At 47.3% G+C, this 5,481-nt stretch carries 2 tRNA genes and 3 rRNA genes; all 5 read right to left on the minus strand.

Annotated features, from left to right (window positions below):
- Positions 1–45: 45 nt before the first annotated feature.
- The 5 genes from rrf to ACMGDK_RS19715 all read right to left on the minus strand — a co-directional run bounded on the left by rrf (position 46) and on the right by ACMGDK_RS19715 (position 5,196).
- Positions 46–154: ribosomal RNA gene (gene rrf, locus ACMGDK_RS19695) — 5S ribosomal RNA — on the minus strand.
- A gap of 171 nt (positions 155–325) precedes the next feature.
- A 23S ribosomal RNA gene (locus ACMGDK_RS19700) occupies positions 326–3,083 on the minus strand.
- A 157-nt stretch (positions 3,084–3,240) separates the two neighbouring features.
- Positions 3,241–3,314, minus strand: a tRNA-Ala gene (locus tag ACMGDK_RS19705).
- An 86-nt stretch (positions 3,315–3,400) separates the two neighbouring features.
- A tRNA-Ile gene (locus ACMGDK_RS19710) sits at positions 3,401–3,474 on the minus strand.
- A 205-nt stretch (positions 3,475–3,679) separates the two neighbouring features.
- A 16S ribosomal RNA gene (locus ACMGDK_RS19715) occupies positions 3,680–5,196 on the minus strand.
- Together the 16S, 23S and 5S rRNA genes with 2 tRNA genes alongside form the textbook arrangement of a ribosomal RNA operon.
- Between the last annotated feature and the right edge of the window lie 285 nt (positions 5,197–5,481).

A 5,481-nucleotide genomic window follows, 5' to 3' on the forward strand; every position in this document is an offset into this window, starting at 1 on the left:
AAAAAAAGTCTCATACAATCTGTGTTGTATGAGACTTTTAATAAAAACTGGCGGCGGCCTACTCTCCCGCTTGTCGCAGTACCATCGGCGCTGGTGGGCTTAACTTCTGTGTTCGGAATGGGAACAGGTGAGCCCCACCGCTAAAACCACCCTAAAGGCTTTATATAAGAGGTTAGATTTTAGTATTTAAAGATTAGTTATATACTAACTTCTAATATCTAGATTCTAACTTCTGATTTTAATCGATAAAAACGTTCACAAAGACAAAACCTTGACTGCGCATAAAAGGCTTGTATAATACTATTATATTGATATAGCAACCATAGGCTATAAATCTACGGGTAATTAGTACTACTCGGCTATGACATTACTGCCTTTACACCTGTAGCCTATCAACGTCGTCATCTCCAACGACCCTTAAAAGATGTCTCATCTTGAGGCGAGTTTCGCACTTATATGCTTTCAGTGCTTATCTCTTCCAAACGTAGCTACTCAGCGGTGCACCTGGCGGTACAACTGATACACCAGAGGTTTGTTCAATTCGGTCCTCTCGTACTAGAATCAAGCCCTCTCAAACATCTAACGCCCGCAATAGATAGAGACCGAACTGTCTCACGACGTTCTGAACCCAGCTCGCGTGCCACTTTAATGGGCGAACAGCCCAACCCTTGGGACCTTCTCCAGCCCCAGGATGTGACGAGCCGACATCGAGGTGCCGAACCTCCCCGTCGATGTGAGCTCTTGGGGGAGACTAGCCTGTTATCCCCGGAGTACCTTTTATCCTATGAGCGATGGCCCTTCCATACGGAACCACCGGATCACTATGTCCTGCTTTCGCACCTGATCGACTTGTTGGTCTCACAGTCAAGCACCCTTATGCCATTACACTCTACGCACGGTTACCAAGCGTGCTGAGGGTACCTTTGAAAGCCTCCGTTACTCTTTTGGAGGCGACCACCCCAGTCAAACTACCCACCACGCAATGTCCTTCTAAAAGAAGTTAGGCTCCAAGTAAGTAAAGGGTGGTATTTCAACGTTGGCTCCACGAACACTAGCGTGCCCGCTTCAAAGCCTCCCACCTATCCTACACATTACTTACTCAAAGTCAATACGAAGTTATAGTAAAGGTTCACAGGGTCTTTTCGTCCCATTGCGGGTAATCGGCATCTTCACCGATACTACAATTTCACCGAGCTCGTGGCTGAGACAGTGCCCAGATCGTTACACCATTCGTGCAGGTCGGAACTTACCCGACAAGGAATTTCGCTACCTTAGGACCGTTATAGTTACGGCCGCCGTTTACTGGGGCTTCAGTCAAACGCTTCGCTTACGCTAACGCCCTTCCTTAACCTTCCAGCACCGGGCAGGTGTCAGACCCTATACAGCATCTTTCGATTTAGCAGAGTCCTGTGTTTTTGATAAACAGTCGCCTGGGCCTCTTCACTGCGGCCACCATTGCTGATGGCGTCTCTTCTTCCGAAGTTACGAGACTATTTTGCCTAGTTCCTTAGCCACGACTCACTCGAGCACCTTAGGATTCTCTCCTCGACTACCTGTGTCGGTTTTGGTACGGGTTGCTTCACTTCGGCTTTTCTTGGAAGCACTTTCCCTGCAGCAGCTTCGCCCGAAGGCTAGGCCTTGACTATTCCGTCAGTCTCCAGCAGGTACGGCACTCCGTCCCCTTTTTAGTGTGAGCAAGTATGGGAATATTAACCCATTGTCCATCCACTACCCCTTTCGGGTTCGCGTTAGGTCCCGACTAACCCTCAGCTGATTAGCATGGCTGAGGAAACCTTAGTCTTTCGGTGAGGGGGTTTCTCGCCCCCTTTATCGTTACTTATGCCTACATTTTCTTTTCTGTCCGCTCCACAATACCTCACGATACTGCTTCGGCGCAAACAGAATGCTCTCCTACCAGATATACCCCTAAGGTATAAATCCATAGCTTCGGTAATATGTTTATGCCCGATTATTATCCATGCCGGACCGCTCGACTAGTGAGCTGTTACGCACTCTTTAAATGAATGGCTGCTTCCAAGCCAACATCCTAGCTGTCAATGCAGTCCAACCGCGTTGTTTCAACTTAACATATATTTGGGGACCTTAGCTGTTGGTCTGGGTTCTTTCCCTCTCGGACATGGACCTTAGCACCCATGCCCTCACTGCCGCAGAACATTTATTAGCATTCGGAGTTTGTCAGGAATTGGTAGGCGATGAAACCCCCGCATCCAATCAGTAGCTCTACCTCTAATAAACTTTGTTGCGACGCTGCACCTAAATGCATTTCGGAGAGTACGAGCTATCTCCCAGTTTGATTGGCCTTTCACCCCTACCCACAGGTCATCCGAAGACTTTTCAACGTCAACCGGTTCGGTCCTCCACTCTGTGTTACCAGAGCTTCAACCTGCCCATGGGTAGATCACAAGGTTTCGCGTCTAATCCTACTAACTAAGCGCCCTATTCAGACTCGCTTTCGCTCCGGCTCCGGACCTGAAGTCCTTAACCTCGCTAGTAAAATTAACTCGTAGGCTCATTATGCAAAAGGCACGCCGTCACCCAACTTGTGGGCTCCGACCGCTTGTAGGCGTACGGTTTCAGGTTCTATTTCACCCTTCTATTCGAAGTGCTTTTCACCTTTCCTTCACAGTACTTGTTCACTATCGGTCTTTCAGGAGTATTTAGCCTTGGAGGATGGTCCCCCCATATTCAGACAGGATTTCACGTGTCCCGCCCTACTCATTTATCATCAAAATATGCCTTTCAAATACGGGGCTATCACCCTCTACGGCTGTTCTTTCCAGAACATTCTTTTAAACATATAAAGACTTTTGGGCTAATCCGCTTTCGCTCGCCGCTACTTACGGAATCTCTTCGATTTCTTTTCCTCCGGGTACTTAGATGTTTCAGTTCTCCGGGTTTGCTCCTCCTAAGAGGTGACATGTCTTCAACATGCCGGGTTGCCCCATTCGGACATCTGCGGATCAATTCGTGTGTGCCGATCCCCGCAGCTTTTCGCAGCTTACCGCGTCCTTCTTCGCCTCTGAAAGCCTAGGCATCCGCCATACGCCCTTAACGATTTCTTTCCTATTTTTGGTTACTCAAGCGCTCTTATGCGCTCGGTTTTCTCTTTGTGATGTCTTTACCGTTAATGTCAATGATCTTAATGTCTTCTTGTCAACTTAATGAACAGATGTTGTTTTTGGCTCCATCCGTAACTTTTAAATCAAGCTTCCAAAACTGTGGAGAATAAGGGAGTCGAACCCTTGACCTCCTGCGTGCAAGGCAGGCGCTCTAGCCAGCTGAGCTAATTCCCCCTCTAGTTAAGATGTTAGATGTGAGTAATTAGATAGTAGTAAAAACTAACTTCTAACTTCTAATCTCTAACCTCTAATTCAATTAGTAGTCTCGGGCAGGCTCGAACTGCCGACCTCTACATTATCAGTGTAGCGCTCTAACCAGCTGAGCTACGAGACTCTGTTATGAGTAATGGGTGATAAGTAATATTTTCATATATCTTAACCTCGCCATCATACTCCTCTCTCTTCCCGTTTACTAATTTCTAGTGGGTTTTGTATTTTTATAATATATAGCAACCAAATAAAAAACTAAAGCTTTACTTTAAGCAGAATCAATGGTACCGAAGTACCTAATTTTGTTTATCGTCCCGAAAGACGCTCTAAAATGAGATGTTCCAGCCGCACCTTCCGGTACGGCTACCTTGTTACGACTTAGCCCTAGTTACCTGTTTTACCCTAGGCAGCTCCTGTTACGGTCACCGACTTCAGGTACCCCAGACTTCCATGGCTTGACGGGCGGTGTGTACAAGGCCCGGGAACGTATTCACCGCGCCATGGCTGATGCGCGATTACTAGCGATTCCAGCTTCATAGAGTCGAGTTGCAGACTCCAATCCGAACTGAGACCGGCTTTCGAGATTTGCATCACATCGCTGTGTAGCTGCCCTCTGTACCGGCCATTGTATTACGTGTGTGGCCCAAGGCGTAAGGGCCGTGATGATTTGACGTCATCCCCACCTTCCTCTCTACTTGCGTAGGCAGTCTCACTAGAGTCCCCAACTGAATGATGGCAACTAGTGACAGGGGTTGCGCTCGTTGCAGGACTTAACCTAACACCTCACGGCACGAGCTGACGACAACCATGCAGCACCTTGAAAAATGTCCGAAGAAAAGCCTATTTCTAAGCCTGTCATTTCCCATTTAAGCCTTGGTAAGGTTCCTCGCGTATCATCGAATTAAACCACATAATCCACCGCTTGTGCGGGCCCCCGTCAATTCCTTTGAGTTTCATTCTTGCGAACGTACTCCCCAGGTGGCTAACTTATCACTTTCGCTTAGTCTCTGAACCCGAAAGCCCAAAAACGAGTTAGCATCGTTTACGGCGTGGACTACCAGGGTATCTAATCCTGTTCGCTCCCCACGCTTTCGTCCATCAGCGTCAGTTGTTGCTTAGTAACCTGCCTTCGCAATTGGTGTTCTAAGTAATATCTATGCATTTCACCGCTACACTACTTATTCCAGCTACTTCAACAACACTCAAGACCCGCAGTATCAATGGCAGTTTCACAGTTAAGCTGTGAGATTTCACCACTGACTTACGAGTCCGCCTACGGACCCTTTAAACCCAATAAATCCGGATAACGCTTGCACCCTCCGTATTACCGCGGCTGCTGGCACGGAGTTAGCCGGTGCTTATTCGTACAGTACCTTCAGCTTCCCACACGTGGAAAGGTTTATCCCTGTACAAAAGAAGTTTACAACCCATAGGGCCGTCGTCCTTCACGCGGGATGGCTGGATCAGGCTCTCACCCATTGTCCAATATTCCTCACTGCTGCCTCCCGTAGGAGTCTGGTCCGTGTCTCAGTACCAGTGTGGGGGATCACCCTCTCAGGCCCCCTAAGGATCGTTGACTTGGTAGGCCGTTACCCTACCAACTATCTAATCCTGCGCGTGCCCATCTTTATCCACCGGAGTTTTCAATATCTTCTGATGCCAAAAAATATATTATGGGGCATTAATCTTCCTTTCGAAAGGCTATTCCCCTGATAAAGGCAGGTTGCACACGTGTTCCGCACCCGTGCGCCGCTCTCAAGATTCCGAAGAATCTCTACCGCTCGGCTTGCATGTGTTAGGCCTCCCGCTAGCGTTCATCCTGAGCCAGGATCAAACTCTCCATTGTATGTTTTTCCTGACCCACTCAAAGTTTTTTTACGCTTTAGTTTTTTCCTTACTTGGTTGTTATATTGTATGTCAATGATCTTTTTTCTTTCCGCATTTAATAAAGAATCTTTTCTGTCGTTCTGTTCTCTATTTGCGGTTGCAAAAGTAATTATTTATTTCTAAATGACCAAATGTTCCGAAGGAAAATTTTAAAGTTTTTTAATTAACCTTAACCCCTTCTATCACTCCAATCTTTACTCACTCCTGCGCCCCGTTTAACCGGACTGCAAAGATACAAAAAAAA

The organism is Chryseobacterium hilariae (assembly GCF_051400735.1).
Classification (GTDB): Bacteria; Bacteroidota; Bacteroidia; order Flavobacteriales; family Weeksellaceae; genus Chryseobacterium.